Source organism: Dehalobacter sp. DCM, assembly GCF_024972775.1.
Classification (GTDB): domain Bacteria; phylum Bacillota; class Desulfitobacteriia; order Desulfitobacteriales; family Syntrophobotulaceae; genus Dehalobacter.
The window spans coordinates 4,363,012-4,384,115 of sequence record NZ_CP092282.1 but is presented as its reverse complement, the minus strand read 5'-3'; the positions used below and the strand labels follow the sequence as shown (position 1 = coordinate 4,384,115).

Genomic DNA, 21,104 nt, shown 5'->3' with positions numbered 1-21,104 from the left:
TTTACTTTAATAATAAAGATAATAAATTATGAATCTAGGAAGTGATTTGTGTGCTCGCCGACTGGAAAAAAGAAATTGAAAACCTAAAATTGCGCCTCGCAGATTTGAGGGTTTCCCTTTGACGTTGCTGGCCGTCATGTGAAAATAGGAAGACTGGAAGAGGAGCTTAATAAGCCGGGGTTCTGGGATGATCCTGTGTCTGCGCAAAAAATAATGCAGGAACTGGCCCGGGAAAAAGATAAAGTGGCTTTATATGAACAGCTCCAAACAGAGTTGGAGGATACGTCTACCCTGTGGGAATTAGCAGTCGAGGAAGACGATACGTCGTTGGAAGAGGATATAGAGAAATCGGTCAAAGGCCTGCAGACCCGATTTTCCAATTTAGAATTGGAGATTTTGCTCAGCGGACCCTATGATCAGAATAACGCCATCATCACACTGCATGCCGGTGCAGGTGGAACGGAAGCCCAGGACTGGGTGCAGATGCTCTATAGAATGTATGTGCGCTGGGGTGAGCGCCGTGGATTTAAAGTGGAAACACTCGACCTTCTGCCTGGCGATGAGGCCGGTATTAAAAGCGCCACATTTTCCTTGGCAGGGGAAAATGCTTATGGCTATGCCAAGAGTGAAAAAGGGGTACACCGTTTAGTGCGTATCTCCCCTTTTGATGCCTCCGGCAGGAGGCATACGTCGTTTGCTTCGGTGGATGTGATCCCGGAAGTGACGGAGGATACCGAAATAACCATCGATTCGGAAGATTTGAAAGTAGATACGTATCGCTCCGGCGGTGCCGGCGGACAGCATGTCAACAAGACAGATTCGGCGGTAAGAATCACTCATATTCCGACGGGGATAATCGTCCAATGCCAAAGCGAACGCTCGCAGATTCAAAACAGAGCGTATTGTATGCGCGTCCTTCAGGCAAAATTGCTTGAACTGAAACGGAAACAACAGGAGGAAGAGATTTCGGAGGTCCGCGGCGAACTCAATGATATCGCTTGGGGAAGTCAAATCCGTTCCTATGTATTTCATCCCTACAGTATGGTCAAGGACCACCGGACTAATTATGAGACAGGTAATGTCAATTCGGTCATGGATGGCGAAATCGACGATTTTGTATCGGCGTTTCTGCAGCAAAATATTAGTCAGAATCAATAATGGCAAAGTGAGAGATTGCATACTAATTAAGCCATATTAACGATGAACACGCTATTAGAATAAGGAGGAATTTTATTCTATGTCTGAGCTTAGAGAAATAGCCTGCGGTATTCGCAAGGATATCATTTCCATGCTGTTGAAGGCAAAATCCGGTCATCCCGGTGGCAGCCTCTCGGCAGCGGATATATTGGCAGTTTTGTATTTCAAGGTGATGAATGTTGATCCGTCTCGTCCGGATTGGCCTGAAAGAGATCGTTTTATCTTAAGCAAAGGCCACGCTGCACCGGTGCTCTATGCGGCACTGGCCGCGAAAGGTTATTTTCCCAGAGAGGAACTCTCAAGCTTGAGGAAGACCGGTCATTTTCTGCAGGGTCACCCTGATATGAAGAAGGTACCGGGCGTCGATATGTCGACCGGGTCTCTGGGACAGGGGATATCCGCTGCATGTGGCATGGCGCTGGCCGGAAAGCTGGATCAGAAGGATTACCGTGTCTATTGTCTGCTGGGAGACGGCGAGATGGCGGAAGGCCTAGTTTGGGAAGCCGCCATGGCGGCCGCCCATTACCAACTGGATAATCTCACGGCATTTCTTGACTGCAATGGTCTTCAAATCGACGGGAAGACCGAAAACGTCATGAACTCCGCGCCGTTGGATGAAAAATGGCGCGCATTCGGCTGGAATGTTCTCGAAATTGATGGGCATGCTTCTGAAGAAATCTATAGCGCGATTGAAACAGCGAAAGGTCTTCAAGGAAAGCCCACCATGATCATTGCCAAAACCGTAAAGGGCAAAGGGGTTTCCTTCATGGAAAATGAAGCAGGATGGCACGGAAATGCGCCGAATCCGGAACAAGCGGAAACAGCCCTGACCGAACTGGGAGGTGGGAAGTAATGGGAGTCTTTGATCTTAATACGACACAGAGTATCGCAACACGTGACGCTTATGGAAAAACACTGGCTCAACTCGGTGCAGACAATAAAGATATTGTTGTCCTCGATGCGGATTTGTCCAAATCAACGAAGACGGCTGATTTTGCCAAGGTTTTCCCGGAACGCTTCATCAATATGGGTGTCGCAGAACAAAACCTGCTTGGTTTTTCAGCAGGTCTGGCAGCAGCGGGAAAGATTCCTTTCGCCAGCACGTTTGCCATCTTTGCGACAGGACGGGCATTTGAAATTATTCGTAACTCCATCGCTTATCCCAAGTTGAATGTAAAAATTGCCGCAACACATGCCGGTATCAGTGTCGGAGAAGACGGGGCGTCGCATCAGGCGATTGAAGATGTGGCCATCATGCGCTCCGTACCAAATATGACGGTGCTGGTGCCTGCGGATGCCGAAGAAACCAGCCAAGTTATCAAAGCGGCGGCAGCGTTTCGTGGACCGGTCTATATCCGGCTGGGAAGACTGGCATTGCCGGTGCTTTTTGATTCGGAGTATCAATTTGAAATAGGCAAAGCCAACGTGATCAGAGAAGGAACAGATGCAGCGGTGATTGCTAACGGCCTTATGGTTGTGGAAGCCTTGAAAGCGGCTAACGAACTGAGTGCGGATGGTATTGAAATCACGGTTGTAAACTGTGCGTGCGTCAAGCCGATCGATCAGGATACGATCGTTCAAGTGGCGAAAAACACCGGGGCGGTTGTTACGGCGGAAGAACATAATATTATCGGCGGTCTTGGAAGTGCCGTGGCGGAAGTGCTCGGTGAGACTTATCCGGTGCCTATGCGTCGTGTTGGTGTACAGGACCTCTTTGGAGAATCTGGCCGTCCGGATGAACTTCTGGCGAAGTATCACTTGAAAGCCCAAGATATCATAGCCGCTGTCAAGGACGTAATGCAACGAAAATAAAGTCGGTCATAATTCAATCCACAAAGAATGTTTATGTCAGAATCAAACTGCATCATGCTTTCGGGTATACTTAAAATTCTGTACCCGATGTATGATGCAGTTTTAATTTATTGGCATGGTTATCATAAGGTAAATTTGTTTAATATTTCTAGCCTTTTTTAACAGGAAATCGGAGTATCATGTCGAAGAGTAATACGTTATAAAAGATATTGGCACCGCAACAGTAGGTTAGTACCATATTAACCCTAAAGCTTATATATTCTGGCGGCAGATTTTTAGTAATACTGCGTTGTCTTCACCGCTCCTACACCCTCCATGGTGTCCGCGGCATTAGTCCATCCGTGGCCTTGCCGCTCCTACACCCTCCATGGTGTCCGCGGCATTAGTCCATCCGTGGACGTCAATCGACATACGCTCGGTATGCCTCAATCATCCGCCTTGTCTTACAAAAATCTGCAAGCTATTATATTATCATTTTAGAGTTAACAAGGTACTAGTCGAGGAGAAAAATAATGATCAAACTGAAAAATGTATCCAAAATTTATCCCAGTGGGGCGCGTGCATTAATGAATGTTAATCTGGACATTGCTAAAGGGGAATTTGTTTTTCTGGTTGGCGCCAGCGGCGCAGGCAAATCGACTTTGATCAAATTGTTATACCGTGAAGAGATAGCCACCAGAGGACAGGTTTTGATAGACAATACAAATCTTGTCAGAATTAATGCGCATCAGGTTCCATTAGTCAGAAGGAAAATAGGCGTTATTTTCCAGGACTTTAAGTTACTGCCGACGAAAACAGTCTATGAGAACGTTGCTTTTGCACAACAAGTTATTGGCAAGAGTCAGAAAGAGACCAGAGAGAACAGCAATCGGATCCTTGATCTGGTTGGACTTTCCAAGAAAAAGAATTCATTTCCGTCTGAGTTATCCGGCGGGGAACAACAGCGGGTCTGTATTGCCAGAGCGCTGGTCAATCGTCCGGAACTGCTTGTCGCGGATGAACCGACGGGTAATCTTGATGTGGAAACATCCTGGAACATTATGGAGTTACTGGACCATGTCAACGCAATGGGGACAACCATTGTCATGGCGACGCATGCCCGCTACATTACCGACAAAATGAAAAAACGAGTTGTGCGCATCGAAGAAGGCAGAATAACATCGGACAGTAAAGAGGGGGCATATCGAATTGACTTTTAACTCTTTTGGTTATGTGATCACGCAGTCCCTCTTGTCACTTAAGAGAAATTTTTGGCTAAGTGCAGCGTCTATTTTAACCGTCATGATTTCGTTAACGATTCTTGGATATTCCATTTTCTTTTTAGTGAATACCGAGAATATCGCAGATACCTTTGAGTCCCAGGTAGAAATTGCCGTTTTTCTTAAAGATGATTTGACAGACACACAGATTGCTGATCTGAAAAGCCAAATAGAAAGTATTGAAGGTATAGCTACCGTTACGCTGACCACTAAGGATCAGGCAATCCTTGAGTTCCAAGAGACCATGGATTCGGACTCATTGTTGGAAGATTTGGGTGGGGTCAATCCCTTTCCGAATAAGATAACGATCACGACCACCGAAGCTGGCTTGGTCGAAGCGGTTGCAGCAGAGGTCAACGGATTCGATGGTATTGATAAAGTCCGTTATGGACAGGGGTTCGTTGAAAAACTAGTCAAATTTACTCAGTGGCTGCGTTGGATTGGGATTGGTGTGGTCGTGGCATTTGCCTGCGCATCTTTTCTGCTAATCGTCCTGAATATCAAGACAAACGTGAATTCAAGAGAGAAAGAGATCCAAATCATGCGTCTTGTGGGGGCAAGCAAATCGTTTGTGCGCTGGCCGTTCTTAATTGAAGGTATATTGATTGGCATGATCGGGGCCATGCTGGCCATTACGCTTGTTGGTGTTACGTATACCGGTCTTTTGAACTATATCATTACGTCATTGACATTTCTCCCCGTCGTCAGCAGTCAACAGTTTATTCTCACTGTTCTTTTGATCATGTTCTTTGGCGGAATCGCCATGGGATTTCTGGCTAGTGCTTTTTCAGTAAGAAAGTTCTTGAACATTTAAGCTTCTGAAGGGTGAACCAGTCAGGTTTCTTCATTTACTGACGTCAAATGACGATATATAAAAAAGAATAAGATATTTTCAATTTTAGAGTTTTATTCGGGAGGTAATAAAAGAGAATGGCGAAAAAATCGAAAGTCGTTGTGCTATTTATACTGGCTGTCTTATTAGTCACATTTAGTTTTCCGGTCAGTGCAGATGATTTAGATGACGCGCTTAAACAGCAGCAGGAGATATTACAGAAACAAAATAAAGCTGAGAGCAATCTTAAAAATCTAACGAATAAAGCACAGCAAATGCAAACCCAAATCAAGGATCTCACCCAAAAGATCACTGTGGCTGAAACCGATTTATCCAAAAAAGAACATGCGTTTGCCAATGCTCAGGAAGAAGTCGCCTATATCCAAGGTGAAGTGGAAGCGAAAGAAGCCGAATTGACTGATCGCCAGGAAACGTTGCGCAATCGCGTTCGGTCGATATACGAAGCGGGTCAGGTCAATTATCTCGAGGTACTCTTTCAGTCAACGGATCTCTCTGATTTTATCACCCGGGTAGAATATTTAAGTTGTTTGGTGGAAAACGATCAGGATATCTTGACGGATATCCGTGTTCAGAAACACGATCTGGATCAGAAAAAAGTGCAGCTTGTTAATAAAATGAATGAAGCGGAGAACTTAAAGCAGCAAGCGGCAGCAGCCAAACAATACCTGGATAGCACGAAAGCGCAAAAACAGATCGCTTTAGCTGAAAACAAAAAAGATCAAGCAGAAATACTCGAACAAATTGAAAAACTGGAAGCCGATTCGAAAGCACTGGAAGCAAAGATCCGTGAGCTTCAAAAAAACAACAAAGGGAAAGTAACCGGTACCATTAATACGTGGCCATCATACACCCGATATATAACCAGTAATTATGGTTACAGGGTTCATCCGGTAACAGGGCAATACAAACTGCATACCGGGGTTGATATCGGGGCTTCCTATGGCTCCAAAATAATGGCAGCCGGTGCAGGCACAGTCATTTTCTCTGGATGGTACGGTGCATATGGCAATGCCGTGATCATTGACCATGGCAATAATATGTCAACGCTTTATGGACATATGTCCAGTCGGGCAGTCGCCGCAGGCGCCACTGTTTCAGCAGGCCAGGTGATTGGTTATGTTGGTTCCACAGGGTGGAGTACAGGTCCGCACTTGCATTTTGAAGTTCGGAAAAACGGTGTTCCAACGAATCCCATGGCCTTTTTCTAATATTTATTTTTGCGGTTATGGCAAAAGGGCAATAACGAGAAACTTGTCCGCATATAATAAGGATAAATAAGCTTAAGGGAAGTGTTGGATCATTGTCTAACCGTGTCAACTGGAAAAAAGCATTTATACAGGCCGCTGCAGTCGGCCTGATCTTATGTGCGGCACTGGCGGTAATCATCAGCGGAATTATTTTTGTTAATTATGATAATATGGGAAGACTCACGCGAGTCGTTCATCTTATTGATAAATATTACTTAAATGAAACTGAAGGTGCCGATCTTGTCGAGGGAGCCATTAAGGGAATGGTCAGTTCTCTGGATAAATATTCATCGTATCAGGATGCGGAAGAGAACGAAAAACTGATGAATTCGATTCAGGGAACATTTGGTGGTATTGGCGTCCACTTAAGTACGGCGGATCCAACCAAATTGGTTGTCATGCGGCCCATCAAGGGATCACCCGCAGAACGGGCGGGGCTTCAGGCCGGGGATATTATTCTCAAAATCGATGATACAGATGTTTCCGAAATCAGCTCGGACACCGCTGTCGCGATATTACGCGGCGAGCCCGGAACCAAGGTATCTGTGACGATCTATCGGCCTGGGACGAGTAAAGAGTTTGTCGTCTCAATGATCCGGGACAATATCAATGTTCCGACGGTTGAAGGGCAGGCACTTCCCGGACATCCGGATATTGCGCTGATCGATATTTCCAGCTTCAGTATGCAGACCGGCGATGAGTTGGAAAACGTACTTAAAGAAATGGATATCGATAAATATAACGGTGTGATTATTGATCTGCGTTACAATCCGGGCGGGGAAGTCAATGCGGCGATAAAAGTCGCCAGTCTTTTGGTACCGGCTAATGACGGACCTATCGTTCATATCGTGGATAATAAAGGAAACATTGATACGCGGAGGGCAACCGCCGACTATATCAATAAACCCATCGTTCTCCTCATTAATGAGTATTCGGCGTCAGCATCGGAAATCGTTTCCGGTGCAGTTAAAGACTACGGCGCCGGAATCTTGGTTGGAACGAAGACGTATGGCAAAGGCGTTGTGCAGACGGTATTCGAACTGGACGGCAATACCAGTGTCAAGCTAACAACCGACAAATACCTTACACCATTGAAAAACGACATCAATAAAATTGGCGTCGAACCGGATGTCAAGGTGGAGCTTAAGGAAGATGAGAAAGCAACGATCTTGCCAAACGAGGCGGACTTTGACAGTCAGCTCACGAAGGGGATTGAGGCATTGGGGCAGATGATTCAGTAAATAATATGGATAATTCAATGTAAACGAGGGGTGTAACAGCTAGTGGTATACTCCCCCTATGACAGCAGTTAAAATAATTAAACTGTTTATCATAAGGGGGAGGTTTTTTTATGTCCAAGTAGTTTGGTTCGCGTTTTGAACTTCATAAGTATAGCTATGGCTGCGTCTTCTTCGTCTAAGGACTTGACGCCAGCCAAGTTTTACTTAGTATATCAGAAAGTATAAGTGACTTTCTGTTCCAGAAAGCTTAATTCACGTTCTGAATTACATAAGTGCAGCTATGGCTGCCGCCTTCGTCTAAGGACTTGACGCCAGCCAAGTTTTACTTAATATCATGCAGAGATACGAACGCTGATGCTTTGTTCCGCATAAAATATCACACAGTATATCTCGAATAGGAGGAATCGTGGTGGGAAACGCAGCAGGCGTCAGGCATTACTTTATTGAGGCTTTTACTCCCTATGGTTATGTGTCATTGTTGTCGGAATTGCTGAAAGATATCCGTTATACATACTTGCTGACCGGCGGGCCGGGGACAGGAAAGTCGACAATGATGAAATTAATTGGAATTCAGCTGATCGATAGGGGATATGAGGTTGATTATATCCGGTCAATTAGAGAGCCTGATTCTGTTGCCGGAATATTTTTACCGAGTTATCGAATCGCTCTCCTCGATAAAAATGAATTTAAATGGGGCTTCGAGTTCAGCGGAGGGTATGTGAGGGAAATAGATTTTACTTCTTTTTGCCGCAAGAGCAAACTTGAAGAATACCGTGACCAAATCACGGTATTGGAACACCAGTTGGCCGATATAGAACAACAGATTATTCACCAACTCAGGGAGGATTATTTGGGCAAACAAGATAATGCCATTGAACGCGAATCCATGGCGCCTATTCTAACCGGATCCGAGATGAACCAAAGTAATAAGAATTTAGAAGACAGTGGGTGCTTTGATGAGATTGCCATAATTTTATCAAAGGTTAAAAGCAGCAATTTGTCGCTATTCTTTTTACATGGTCTTCAATTGGACTCCTGGTTTAATCTTGTGCCGCGCTATATTAAGGATTTTGACCGCATTTGTCTCGATAGCGAAGAATCCTCTGATGTCATGAGTATCTTGCTGGAAGAAGTTAAATCTCTGGGACAGAGAATGGATATCATCGTACATCCCTTAAAACCGTATACCGTTATTGGCTTGGTATTTCCAGAGAAGAATCTGGCAGTCTGGAAGGGTAATCCATGCCGGATCGAGGAGCAAGGCTTTCAGCTGAAACACAGCCCAACCTTGGTGGAGATTATGGAGAACAGTAAAATTGCCCGATTCAAGCTTAAAAACGTCATTAATGATACGTTGAATTTCCGGGGACTGGATAATTTCCGAGGAGAGCTCATTAGCAGCATTTTAAGCGATCTTCAAAATTAACTGTCGGTTGGATAACGATGGCATCGCTAAGGGTACATTTAACATGTTCCCATAGGTTTTCGTTCTTAGATAGGCAGTTAATTCCTATACACATCGGGAAATAACGGTAAAATTTTCAATAGATAGGGGCTGCTGGACTTGACGTAGGGTGTATCTTATAATAAAGATACTCTTTACAAATGGAGGTCAAAAAGTATGGAATTTCGACTGCATGCTCCCTACGCACTTGCCGGTGATCAACCGCAAGCAGTGGACAAGCTGACAGAGGGGGTTTTAGACGGAAAAAACCATCAGACACTCCTCGGGGTGACGGGGTCCGGTAAAACATTTACCATGGCCAGTATTATCGAACGTGTCCAGAAACCCACCTTGATTCTGGCCCATAATAAGACTTTAGCCGGCCAGCTCTATTGTGAGTTTAAAGAGTTTTTCCCGGAAAATGCAGTGGAGTATTTTGTCAGTTATTACGATTATTATCAGCCGGAAGCGTATGTTCCGTCGAATGACCTTTATATAGAAAAAGACGCCTCCATCAATGAAGAGATCGAAAAACTACGCCACTCTGCAACAGCCGCATTGTTTGAACGGCGTGATGTCATCGTCGTAGCCAGCGTTTCTTGCATTTACGGTATGGGTTCGCCGGATGAATACCGAAATATGGTACTCTCTCTCAGGCAGGGTCAGGAAATTGAACGGAACCAAATGCTTCGCAAATTGGTGGAAATTCAATATGACCGCAATGATATGTCTTTTTCCCGCGGAACGTTCCGTGTCAAAGGGGATATCGTCGAGATCTGTCCTGCCGCTTCGGATGAAAAGGCGGTTCGGATCGAAATGTTTGGTGATGAGATTGAACACATTTACGAGGTAAATATTCTTACGGGTGAGATTTTGGGAGAACGAAAGCACATCGCGATCTTCCCGAATTCGCACTATGTCACCGAGAAAGAGAAGTTGCTTGTCGCAACAGCGAATATAGAACAGGAGCTGGAACAGCAGCTAACCTGGTTCCGAGCCAGAGAAAAATTTTTGGAAGCACAGCGTATCGAACAGCGCACACGCTACGATGTCGAAATGCTTCGCGAAATGGGATTTTGCAACGGGATAGAAAATTATTCCCGTCATTTGACTTTCAGAGAACCTGGCGAGACCCCTTATACCCTGCTGCATTTTTTCCCCAAGGATTTTCTTATGTTCATTGACGAGTCACATCAGACTCTCCCGCAGGTCAGAGGGATGTATGAAGGAGACCGGTCGCGGAAGAGCACGCTTGTGGAGCATGGTTTTCGGCTGCCGTCCGCATTGGATAACCGTCCGCTGCGCTTTAACGAATTTGAATTGCTCACACCGCAGAAAGTTTATGTCAGTGCGACACCAGGTCCCTATGAAAAAGAACATTGCCGGGAAGCTGTGGAGCAAATCATTCGGCCAACAGGACTTATTGATCCTGAGATCAGCGTCAGACCGACTAAAGGACAGATCGATGATTTAATCGGTGAACTCCGGCTGCGCATCGCCAATAATGAAAGAATCCTGATCACAACACTGACGAAGAGAATGTCCGAGGACCTTACCGATTATTTGAAACAACTGAATATTAAGGTCCGCTATCTCCACTCCGATATTACGACATTAGAAAGACTTGAAATCCTGCGTGAATTACGGTTAGGAGAAATCGATGTCATTGTAGGGATCAACTTATTAAGAGAGGGGCTTGACTTACCGGAGGTATCCCTGGTAGCGATCCTGGATGCCGATAAAGAAGGTTTTTTGCGTTCGGAACGTTCTTTAATTCAGACAGTCGGCCGGGCTGCCCGCAATGTAAACGGAAAAGTCATCATGTATGCAGACCATATGACGGATTCAATGCAAGCGGCTATCAGCGAAACCAACCGCCGCAGGCAGATTCAGACGGACTTTAATACGGCGCACGGAATTATTCCGCAAACCATTCGTAAGCAGATTTATGAGGTGCCGGAAGCGACAAAGGTAGCAGAGAAAATGACGGCATATGGGGAGCAAGGGAGTAAAATATCGCCGGAAGAAAAGGAAAAACTGATCAAGGTTCTGGAAGCAGAAATGCTTAAGGCGGCGAAGGAGTTAGACTTCGAGCGGGCGGCCGACTTGAGAGACGCCATTATCGAGCTTAAGGGCGAATCTTCCGGCAGCAAGAGTGCCGGAGGTAAAAATAAAAATTATCCTGCGGAAAAAGCTTACCGATCCAAGAAGAGACGACGGTAATCCGTTTTTACATTAGGGAAAATTGGCCAACTAATACGTGAAGAAGTGGAATAGAAGCAAAGCAAAGCAAAGCGAAGCGAAGAGAAGAGAAGAAAGAAAAAAATCGACTCCGTAGAAAGTAGCACCGACAGACGAACATGTGTTCCTTTTTCTGGCGTTATATTGTATAATTAGAAGGAACACATAGTAATAAATTACGCGTATTCATGGAGGGACTATGACCCAGGACTACATCAAGGTGCGGGGGGCTCGTGTCCATAATTTGAAAAACATTAATGTTGACATCCCCAGGGACAAGCTGGTTGTCATTACCGGGCTGTCCGGATCGGGGAAGTCGTCGCTGGCTTTTGATACAATTTATGCAGAAGGACAGCGGCGCTACGTTGAATCACTCTCCGCTTATGCCAGACAGTTTTTAGGACAGATGGACAAACCGGATGTGGATTATATTGAAGGACTTTCCCCCGCCATATCCATTGATCAGAAAACAACGAGCCGTAACCCGCGTTCGACTGTCGGTACGATTACGGAGATTTACGATTATCTCCGTCTGTTGTATGCCCGTATCGGTCATCCGCATTGTCCGCAGTGCGGCAAAAAGATCACACAGCAGACAATTCAGCAGATGGTAGATCAGATCATGATCTACCCTGAAAAGACACGTCTGCAAGTGCTGGCGCCGATTATCCGAGGGAAAAAAGGAGAGCACCAGCGCACATTGGAACACGTTCGGAAAAGTGGCTATGTTCGTGTACGGGTGGATGGCGAAGTTCGCGATCTTAACGAGGAAATTGTCTTGGATAAGAATAAAAAACACACACTGGATGTCGTTGTTGACCGTATTGCCGTGAAGCCGGAAAGCGCGGCGCGTCTTGCCGACTCATTAGAGACAGCCTTGAAACTCGCCGAAGGGACCGTCATTGTTGACATCATAGGACAGGAAGAAATCCTGTTTAGTGAAAATTTTGCTTGCCCTGATTGCGGTATTGCAATCGAGGAAATCTCACCGCGGCTGTTTTCTTTCAACAGCCCCTTTGGGGCTTGCCCGGTATGTACCGGGCTTGGGGCCAATCTCGAAACAGATATTGATTTAATCATTCCTGATCGAAGTCTTTCGATCAATGAAGGGGCTATCGTTCCCTGGGCAAAATCCAGCTCCAGTTATTACCCGGCGCTGCTGCAAGGGCTATCTGAAAAATTTGGTTTCAGTCTGGATACACCCATCCGGGATTTCACACCGGAACAATGGGAAGCCCTGGTCAACGGATCAGATATTCCCATAAAGTTCAGTTACTATAATGTATTTGATGAGCAAAAATACTGGAAGGCACCGTTTGAAGGGTTAATTCCGTATTTTAACCGCCGCTATAAAGAATCGTCATCGGACTATGTCCGTAACGAGATCGAAGGATATATGACGGAAAAGTCATGTCCGTCTTGCCAGGGGAAACGATTAAAGCCGGAAGCACTGGCTGTGAAAATCAATACATTATCTATCTATGAACTAACGAAACAAACCGTTGCTGAATCCCTGGATTTTTTTAATCATCTCGTCTTAAGCGAAAAGGAACAGCTGATTGGGCGCCAGGTATTGAAAGAAATTAAGGAAAGACTCGGGTTTTTGGTCAATGTCGGATTGGATTATATGACCCTTGACCGAGCGGCGGGCACATTATCAGGCGGAGAAGCGCAGCGTATACGTCTGGCGACACAGATCGGATCAAGTTTGACCGGGGTATTATATGTCCTTGATGAACCCAGTATCGGTCTTCATCAACGTGATAACGCCAAATTGCTGGAGACATTGAGAAAATTATGCGACCTAGGAAATACACTGATTGTGGTTGAACATGATGAAGATACGCTTCTAGCTGCAGATCATATTATCGATATCGGTCCGGGTGCCGGGGCGCATGGTGGGCATATCGTCGCTCAGGGAGATCTCGCAGCGATAAAAGCCTGTGAGGTCTCTATAACCGGCCAGTATCAGAGCGGCCGCAGAAAAATACATGTGCCGGCGGAGCGACGCAAGCCGAATGGGAAATGGCTGGAGGTCATTGGCGCCGAGCAGAATAATTTAAAAAAGCTCCATGTGAAGTTCCCGCTTGGTGTTATGACCTGTGTCACCGGTGTTTCCGGTTCAGGTAAAAGTACGCTGATCAATGAGATCTTATTCAAGGGACTGCAGCAGGAGCTGAAAATCAGCAGCAAAGTCCGTCCCGGACAATATCAGGAGATTAAAGGACTTGAGTATGTCGATAAGGTCATTGACATTGACCAATCGCCAATAGGACGAACACCAAGATCTAATCCGGCCACATATACCGGCGTATTTGACTTTATCCGGGATTTGTATTCCCAGACACCGGAAGCAAAGATCAGAGGGTATAAGCCCGGACGTTTCAGTTTTAATGTTAAGGGGGGGCGCTGTGAAGCCTGCAAAGGAGACGGCATAATCAAAATCGAGATGCATTTCCTGCCTGACGTCTACGTTCCCTGTGAAATCTGCCGCGGTCAGAGGTATAATCGTGAAACACTGGAAGTTGGTTTCAAAGGGAAAAGCATTGCGGAAGTACTCGATATGACGGTGGATGAGGCCGTGGAATTCTTTGAGGCCATCCCGCGGATTTCACGAAAGATGCAAACACTTCAGGATGTCGGTTTGGGTTATATCAAACTGGGCCAACCAGCCACGACACTTTCCGGCGGCGAAGCGCAGCGTGTCAAATTAGCCACGGAGCTATCGCGCCGCAGCACAGGTAAGACACTGTATATTTTAGATGAACCGACGACAGGTCTTCATGTCGCCGATGTCGATAAACTGCTGACGGTTCTGCAGCGCTTAGTCGATGCTGGCGATAGTGTTTTGATTATTGAACACAATCTGGATGTGATCAAAACCGCAGATTATATTATTGATCTCGGGCCGGAAGGAGGAAATCGCGGCGGCGAGATTGTTGCGGCAGGGACACCGGAGGAAGTTGCCGCTGTGGCGGCGTCGTATACCGGACAATTTTTAACTCACTATTTGACGACATGAGGAGTCCAAAAAGCAATTAGCTTTTGGAAATAATGAAAATCTCCGACACCAACCTTAATGATTGGTGTCATTTTTATGCTCTAGTGCCTTGTAAACTCTAAAACTGTAATATAATTGCGAGCAGATTTCTTGTAAGACAAGGCGGTCGCTCCTTGCCATCCATGGCATCGCGACACTAGGCCATCCTTGGCCGTCGGAGGCAAGGCATACCTAGCGTATGCCGATTAACGTCCACGGATGGACTAATGCCGCGGACACCATGGAGGGTGTAGGAGCGGCAAGACAACGCAGTATTACATGAAATCTGCCGCAAGGATGTACAGGAATTAGGGTTTACATGGCACTAGTACCTTGTTAACCCTTAAATTAATTTATTTGGGTCAAAAGCGCGATGCTGCCCGTTTTTAAGCGTGCAATAGTGCAGCCGTGTAAAATGACGTGTCTGGTGACAAAAATTGGTGTACTCCCAGCGTGGAAAAGTGTCGGCAGGGGGTAGACAATCCGCCGCGTTTAGTATATATTATTATTTAATGATTTTACATAATCATTTTAATGTAATTTGGAGGGAAAGAGACAATGCGTCCGAAAGTAAACATTAACACACTGCACACAAAGATTAACGCTGGTGAAAAAATTACCATGCTGACCTGCTATGACTATCCAATGGCACTTCTCGAAGAGAAGGCTGGTATAGATATCGTTCTTGTCGGGGATTCAATGGCGATGACGGTCATGGGAGAAGAAACGACTCTTGGTATGGATTTGGATACGATGGTTACTCACGCTAAGGCTGTACGTAAAGGCTCGCCGTCATCATTTCTGGTGGGGGATATGCCCTACATGACCTATCAGATCAGCAAAAAGGAAGCCATTCGCAACGCCAGCCGTTTTATGGCTGAAGCAGGTTGTGATGCAGTCAAAATTGAGGGTGGAGCCAATATGGCGGATACCGTCGAAGCCATGGTGAAGGCGACTATACCAGTCATGGGACATCTTGGCCTGACACCGCAGTCCATGGCTCAACTCGGTGGCTTGAAGTCTCAAGGCAGAGATTGCGCCGGGGCGCTGCGGATCATTGAAGACGCCAAGATCCTGGAAGAAGCCGGTATCAGCCTGCTGCTTCTGGAAGCGATTCCGCCGGAAGTCGGCAAAATAGTTGCTGAACGTGCCAATATCCCGGTTATTGGGATTGGGGCAGGTCCCCATGTCCATGGTCAGCTCATGATAGTTCATGACATGCTGGGATTCTTCGATGCGTTTACCCCGAAATTTGTTAAGAAATATGTTGACCTGAATTCGATCATTCTTGAGGCATTGAATGGCTATAAAGACGATGTCGTCGGACAACAGTATCCGGATACCTGCCACCATTACAACTTTATTAATGGCGAGCGCGAAAAACTGTTAGAAAAAATCGAGAACAAGCAATAAGCGTTAGAATCCAATCGACACGTCACTGTATAACCTGGCATCATATACAATAGATAAAAACACTGCGCAGCCAAGCTGGGAGCAGTGTTTTTTGCTTACATATCAGAAAAACTCTAAAAGACTTTCTAATGCATATAGTGCTGCTAGGGCTGGAGCCTGCGCCAAGGGCTTGGCTCCAGCCAAGCTTTTCTTATTTCGGAGATATTTAAGATGTTTCACACTGACGTCAAAGGGACTTTTTGTGCAAAAGAATACGAAGCTTGCAGAATATTCATTAAACAAGGTAAAATTGAATAAGTAGCAGTGATTGCTTATGACCATCCTGACGGATAAGGAGTGGGAGTATGACAAAGATTCTGGTCGTGGACGATGAAGTCAATTTGTTGGAAGTAATTAAAGATTATTTACAAAAGGAAGGTTACGATGTTTTTACATCTGTCAACGGGGAAGAAGCTTACCGCTTATTTCCTTTGCTTAAGCCCGACTTCCTCATATTAGACCTCATGCTTCCAGGATTGTCCGGGGAAGAGATATGCCGGCTTATCCGACGGGAATCCAATGTTCCGGTGCTGATGCTCACAGCAAAGAACGCTGAAGAAGATCGAATCAACGGACTGGCCTTAGGTGCAGATGATTATTTAGTCAAGCCTTTCAGCCCCCGGGAATTGGTCATGCGGGTGAAAGCGATCTTACGGCGCACAGCGAGAAACAACTTGGCAGGTCCCGTTCTCTCCTTTAACAGCGGTGATTTGGAAATCAATGAAGAGGAACATACGGTCCGGAAAAAGGGACAAGAAGTAAGGCTTACACCCAATGAATTCAGTATCCTGCTTACCCTGGCGAAGAATACTAACCGGACGTTTTCCAGAACACAATTAATCGATAGCGCGCTTGGTTTTGATTTTGCCGGGTATGAGAGGACAATTGACACGCATGTTAAAAATATCCGACAAAAGATCGAGGATGACTATAAAGAACCCTTATATGTTACTACTGTATATGGTATTGGTTATAAATTCACCGGTGAGCGGCTATGATTACGATTGATAGACAGTTGCGCCGATATTTTATTCTGGTGACCGTTGTCTCTGTTCTGGTTATATTTACCCTAAGCAATATCGGAATCCTTTACTTTTTTCATCATTACGTTGAACAGGTCAGTCTGAAGAGCGATCGAAAAATCGTTATGTACCTAGAAGATCGGTACGCTACAGATAATGGGTTTGTTCAGGTCGAGTGGATGCGGCTTGTACAATACGCCAACAGCGAGAACGCAGAGATCAAGCTCTATGATGCTTCGGGAACATTGTTGTTTAATTCGCTCACCTTCGGCAATGGTCGAAATATGATGGGCCGCGGACAGGGAATGATGATGAGGGATACCCCTGTGATTTCTGAGTCGAAGCTGACGTATAGGGAATATCGTCTCCAAGGCGAAGAAAAGGGCATCGGGAAAGTAGCAATCGGGCGTCGTACCTCAATCATCGCCACAACGGAAGATCGCGGATTTATCTTGGCAATCAATTTTGTTTTTCTGGTGGCACTGATTCTTTCAGTATGGCTAGCACGGATCATCAGCAAAAATGTCGCCGGTAAGTTTTTGCAGCCGTTGATGCGGGTTAAGCGCAACTTAGAGACGATTGCCGAAAATAGAGAGGATACAGTGCAGGTCCTCTCACAGACCATCGAAATCGATGAATTAGCAAAGGCCACGGAGGGACTTGCCCGTTCTCTAAAAAATCAAGAAAAGCTGCGCAAAAGGCTGACGTCCGATATCGCCCATGAATTAAGAACCCCTTTGGCAACGCTGCAAAGCCATATCGAAGCGATGATCGACGGTGTATGGGAAGTCACACCGCAACGATTGAGCAACTGCTATGATGAAATCATCCGAATAACGCGCTTGATCACTGATCTGAACGAATTGTCGGTGGTGGAAAATGAGGCCATTGTCTTAAATGTGACTCCTTTGGATTTATCCCATTTACTGGAAAAGGCCAGTGCGAACTTTACATCCCTATTCAGAGAAAAGAGAATCGAATTCAGCACACATATTCAGCCCGGAATCATGTTACAAGGGGATGTCGACCGACTGAATCAGATCGTTGTCAATATTTTATTCAATGCCTATAAATATACTGATGAACAGGGCAGTATCAGTGTTTCTCTGAATATAGACGGTAAAGAGGCAGTTATCGAAATCAGAGATACCGGCTGCGGCATTCCGGCAGGAGATCTCCCGCATATATTTGAACGGTTTTACAGGGGAGATGTATCCAGAGACAGAAAAACGGGTGGAGCCGGGATTGGTCTGACCATAACAAAAGCATTGATCGAGGCACATCATGGACGGATTGAAGTGGCCAGTAGAGCAGGAAACGGAACAACGGTCAGCATATATCTGCCACTCGATTATTACGAAATATAAGGTCATTCGATAGGCACTTATTTAGGGGGCCTATACGTGTCGTTCTCTAAACTCACACGAGTTCTCCATTACTTCTTCATAATGTCGCGATAAACTGTACATAGTAAAGAGAGCGATGCTCTAATAGGATTAGATAGGAGGAACAGCAATGAAGAAAGTGATTATTGGTGTTATAACAGCAGGGCTTATCTTGGTAGGAGCTGGGACAGCGCTAGCAGCAACTTACAAGTCTCCCGCGGAGATATATGCCGGATTGAAAGGGATTACAGTGGATCAGGCTTATGACCAGAGAGAGTCAGGGAAAAGCTTTGGCCAGCTTGCAGCTGACGCCGGTTTGCTGGAAGAATTCAAAGAACAGATGTTGATAAACAAAAAGGCCGCCATCCAGAAAAAAGTGACTGCAGGATTGTTGACCCAGCAGGAAGCGGATGCGTTGATCCAACGAATCGAAGCAAACGCAGCCTATTGTGACGGGACAGGTGTCGGCAAGGGTACAGGACTTGGCTCCGGAGGAAAAGGATTTTCCGGTCGCGGCGTGGGTGCCGGGAGTGGCGCGTGCTGTTTTGGCAACGGGAGATAAAACACAAAATAAACCATGAGCGCATCGAAAAAAACTCCACCAGATAAAAACAGCGTGGTAAGCTTAGCCCATCTAAACGAACTTCTGAATATTTTCTTCCCGGGCAAATCGGAAGACGGCAATTAAGAACAAGGCCGCAGCAAAACCAAGTAATATGGCGATATTGATCAGGATATCTGTCAGCTCCTTGCCGGACTGAATGCGCTGAATCGCATCGAGTGCCCACCATTGCGGGGTAAAATGGGCAATTTTCTGCATGATATCCGGCATCAGATAAACAGGCCAGAAACAGCCGCCGATGAGGCACGTCGGGGTGACGATCAAGGTCGAAAGCGTTCCCGCCATGTACGATGAAGAGGAGAAGACAGTTGTGACCAGGCCAATCCCAATCGAAACCAAGCCAAATAAGAAGAGGATGATAAAGAGGATATAACCCGGAACAAAGGTTTCGACGTGAAAAGCATAGGCTAACGCCAGGATAATGATAAGTGCCTGGATGGAGATGATGATCATGCTGCTCAGTGTGTTTGCTCCTAGATAGGCTTTCGCAGTAACCGGGCTGGAGCAAATTCGGTAATACGTGCGTGATTTCTTTTCATTGAGAATCAGCATGGAGGTAAATCCGCTACCCAGCATAACAAACAATAGGAGGAAGCCCATACTTTCTAAAGTAATACTTTTGCTGATACTTTCGTCTTGAACCGCCACATCCTGTACGGCTAACGCATTATCCTTGTATGCTTCAAAAATCGTATTGAAACCTGCGGGATCTCCGCCTGACGCAACCGCCAGATCGGCAAGATTGCGTGTCTGCAAATTATAGAACTGCTCCAGCCAGATGGTCGTATCCTGTCCCTTGAGAGAAACAATTTCAATTTTTTGGGGAGACATGGCCAAGATGCTTTGCGCATAACCGGCAGGGATGATGATTTCGGCACGAATGCGTTGATCTAAGAGGTGATCCTTGATTGCGTTGTTATCGAGTTGGACGATGTGATAGTTGCCGGTCTTTTCCGTTTCACTCAGGAGGTATTGTGACAAAACACTCTGATCCTGATCATTGAGAGCAATAGGCATAGAACCGGATTTTGCGCCGGCATATAGGCCTTGGGAAACCATGATTCCCAGTAGGGGAAGAAGCAGATAAACAATGATATTCCCCTTTTTTCGAAAGGTAATTTTAAGTGTATTTTGCATGATTAACCATAGGTTTTTCAATTATACCGCCTCCTTTTTGGAAAACAGAGCAGCGATACCCAAGAATAGTGCTGCCGCCAAGAGATTGACCGCAATCGCCGCGATAACATAAGTATAGTCCTTATCATAGATGACTCGGAAGAGCGCATCATTGGTCCATTTTATCGGTGATATTGCGGTGATTTTTTGTAAAACCGAGCTGGACTCGGGTAATTGGAAATATCCGCCGCCAAGGAAGACCAGAACGGGGACAATAATATTCAGAATGGCATTGCCTGCACCGTCATTGTGTATGAGATAAGCAATACCGGTACCCAAGCTCACGGCAAGAATAGCCTCAGAGATGATGATTAGGAAGATGGTTGGAATATCTGTTCCCCAATACGCTTTCAGCGCATACGTACTAAACAGGAGGACGATTGTTCCCTGAAGAACAGTCACAAAGATAGAGCCCAATGTTTTGCCTGCCAATATCTCCATGCGGTTGACCGGTGCGCAGAGCATTCTGTTGCCAGTTTTATAGCTTTTTTCTGTTTTAATAGACCAAAATCCCGATTGCGATGCGTACATCAAGATGAGTGTCAGCATGGTGACGGCATAATAGTCAAGAGCACCGGGCTGTCGTTTCTTATCCAATGATTGTATCTTCACAAAGTCCATGGCGGGGTTGCTCAAAACGGAGGGCAGAACAGAGGGATTATTTTGGGCAATTTGACTGATGGCTTCGTATCGGGAAGCAAAGGACTTAACAAGAGACTCTACCAAATTCGCCTCAAAGTTAAAGCGTGCGTTCTTAATAATTTCTATTTTCTGTGGATCCTCTGTCAAGTTAATATAACAGGAGAATTCCGTGTTCTTGATACTGCTGATCGCTGCATCTTTATTCTTTGCTTCAGTAAAGGTGATTCCGACCTCGTTGTGCAAATCATCCAGAAAACCTTTGAAGCTTGAGGAAAGTTCCTGGTCACCGTTGATGGTATAAAGAACCTTGACATTGTCCAGCGCGATATCGTTAGAAAATGCAGTGGAAAAAGCAGCTCCCAGTATGGTAATCAAAACGATCGGAAATAGGATCATCATAATATTGGCTTTCGTATTTCTGATATTTTGGATGAATTCTTTTCGGATAATTGATAATAACCTCATTGTTCC

General features: G+C 45.6%; 16 protein-coding genes. 14 read left to right on the top strand and 2 right to left on the bottom strand.

The window, feature by feature from the left end; all coding sequences use genetic code 11:
• The first annotated feature begins 50 nt into the window (after nucleotides 1-50).
• The 14 genes from prfB to LPY66_RS20280 all read left to right on the top strand — a co-directional run bounded on the left by prfB (nucleotide 51) and on the right by LPY66_RS20280 (nucleotide 18,755).
• Nucleotides 51-1,158, top strand: a protein-coding gene (gene prfB, locus LPY66_RS20345) for a peptide chain release factor 2 (RefSeq protein WP_337986060.1) whose coding sequence is annotated in 2 segments (ribosomal slippage) — nucleotides 51-119 and nucleotides 121-1,158 — 1,107 coding nt in all. Because the reading frame shifts where the segments join, the coding sequence is not laid out codon by codon here.
• A gap of 79 nt (nucleotides 1,159-1,237) precedes the next feature.
• On the top strand, nucleotides 1,238-2,050 hold the full coding sequence (locus LPY66_RS20340; RefSeq protein WP_337986059.1) for a transketolase: 813 nt from the start codon (nucleotides 1,238-1,240) through the stop codon (nucleotides 2,048-2,050).
• A complete protein-coding gene (locus tag LPY66_RS20335; RefSeq protein WP_337986058.1) occupies nucleotides 2,050-3,009 on the top strand; it encodes a transketolase family protein in 960 nt (319 codons plus the stop codon). The genes LPY66_RS20340 and LPY66_RS20335 overlap by 1 nt, the downstream gene beginning before the upstream one ends.
• Before the next feature lie 512 nt (nucleotides 3,010-3,521).
• Complete coding sequence (gene ftsE, locus LPY66_RS20330; protein ID WP_337986057.1) at nucleotides 3,522-4,208, top strand: cell division ATP-binding protein FtsE; 687 nt, start codon at nucleotides 3,522-3,524, stop codon at nucleotides 4,206-4,208.
• Complete coding sequence (gene ftsX, locus LPY66_RS20325) at nucleotides 4,198-5,082, top strand: permease-like cell division protein FtsX (RefSeq protein ID WP_337986056.1); 885 nt, start codon at nucleotides 4,198-4,200, stop codon at nucleotides 5,080-5,082. The genes ftsE and ftsX overlap by 11 nt, the downstream gene beginning before the upstream one ends.
• Nucleotides 5,083-5,198: 116 nt before the next feature.
• Nucleotides 5,199-6,329 carry a murein hydrolase activator EnvC family protein gene (locus LPY66_RS20320; protein WP_337986055.1) on the top strand — a complete coding sequence of 377 codons (1,131 nt, stop codon included), beginning with the start codon at nucleotides 5,199-5,201 and terminating at the stop codon, nucleotides 6,327-6,329.
• A gap of 92 nt (nucleotides 6,330-6,421) precedes the next feature.
• Nucleotides 6,422-7,609, top strand: a complete 1,188-nt coding sequence (locus tag LPY66_RS20315; RefSeq protein ID WP_337986054.1) for a S41 family peptidase — start codon at nucleotides 6,422-6,424, stop codon at nucleotides 7,607-7,609.
• Nucleotides 7,610-8,018: 409 nt separating this feature from the next.
• Nucleotides 8,019-9,035 (top strand): hypothetical protein, encoded by a 1,017-nt coding sequence (locus LPY66_RS20310; RefSeq protein WP_337986053.1) that lies wholly within the window; start codon nucleotides 8,019-8,021, stop codon nucleotides 9,033-9,035.
• Between the two features lie 195 nt (nucleotides 9,036-9,230).
• Nucleotides 9,231-11,276, top strand: a complete 2,046-nt coding sequence (gene uvrB, locus LPY66_RS20305) for an excinuclease ABC subunit UvrB (protein WP_337986052.1) — start codon at nucleotides 9,231-9,233, stop codon at nucleotides 11,274-11,276.
• Between the two features lie 217 nt (nucleotides 11,277-11,493).
• Complete coding sequence (uvrA, locus tag LPY66_RS20300) at nucleotides 11,494-14,316, top strand: excinuclease ABC subunit UvrA (protein ID WP_337986051.1); 2,823 nt, start codon at nucleotides 11,494-11,496, stop codon at nucleotides 14,314-14,316.
• 576 nt (nucleotides 14,317-14,892) lie between these two features.
• Nucleotides 14,893-15,747, top strand: a complete 855-nt coding sequence (panB, locus tag LPY66_RS20295; RefSeq protein WP_337986050.1) for a 3-methyl-2-oxobutanoate hydroxymethyltransferase — start codon at nucleotides 14,893-14,895, stop codon at nucleotides 15,745-15,747.
• Between the two features lie 344 nt (nucleotides 15,748-16,091).
• Complete coding sequence (locus LPY66_RS20290) at nucleotides 16,092-16,784, top strand: response regulator transcription factor (protein WP_337986049.1); 693 nt, start codon at nucleotides 16,092-16,094, stop codon at nucleotides 16,782-16,784.
• Entirely contained in the window at nucleotides 16,781-18,175 is a 1,395-nt protein-coding gene (locus tag LPY66_RS20285) for a sensor histidine kinase (RefSeq protein WP_337986048.1), read from the top strand. Before LPY66_RS20290 ends, LPY66_RS20285 begins: the two co-directional genes overlap by 4 nt.
• Nucleotides 18,176-18,323: 148 nt before the next feature.
• Nucleotides 18,324-18,755 (top strand): DUF2680 domain-containing protein, encoded by a 432-nt coding sequence (locus LPY66_RS20280; RefSeq protein ID WP_337986047.1) that lies wholly within the window; start codon nucleotides 18,324-18,326, stop codon nucleotides 18,753-18,755.
• 72 nt (nucleotides 18,756-18,827) lie between these two features.
• Here LPY66_RS20280 and LPY66_RS20275 read toward each other — a convergent pair whose 3' ends face one another.
• Nucleotides 18,828-19,973: an ABC transporter permease gene (locus LPY66_RS20275; protein WP_337986046.1), complete on the bottom strand. Its 1,146-nt coding sequence runs from the start codon at nucleotides 19,971-19,973 to the stop codon at nucleotides 18,828-18,830.
• A complete protein-coding gene (locus LPY66_RS20270; protein ID WP_337986045.1) occupies nucleotides 19,974-21,098 on the bottom strand; it encodes an ABC transporter permease in 1,125 nt (374 codons plus the stop codon).
• Between the last annotated feature and the right edge of the window lie 6 nt (nucleotides 21,099-21,104).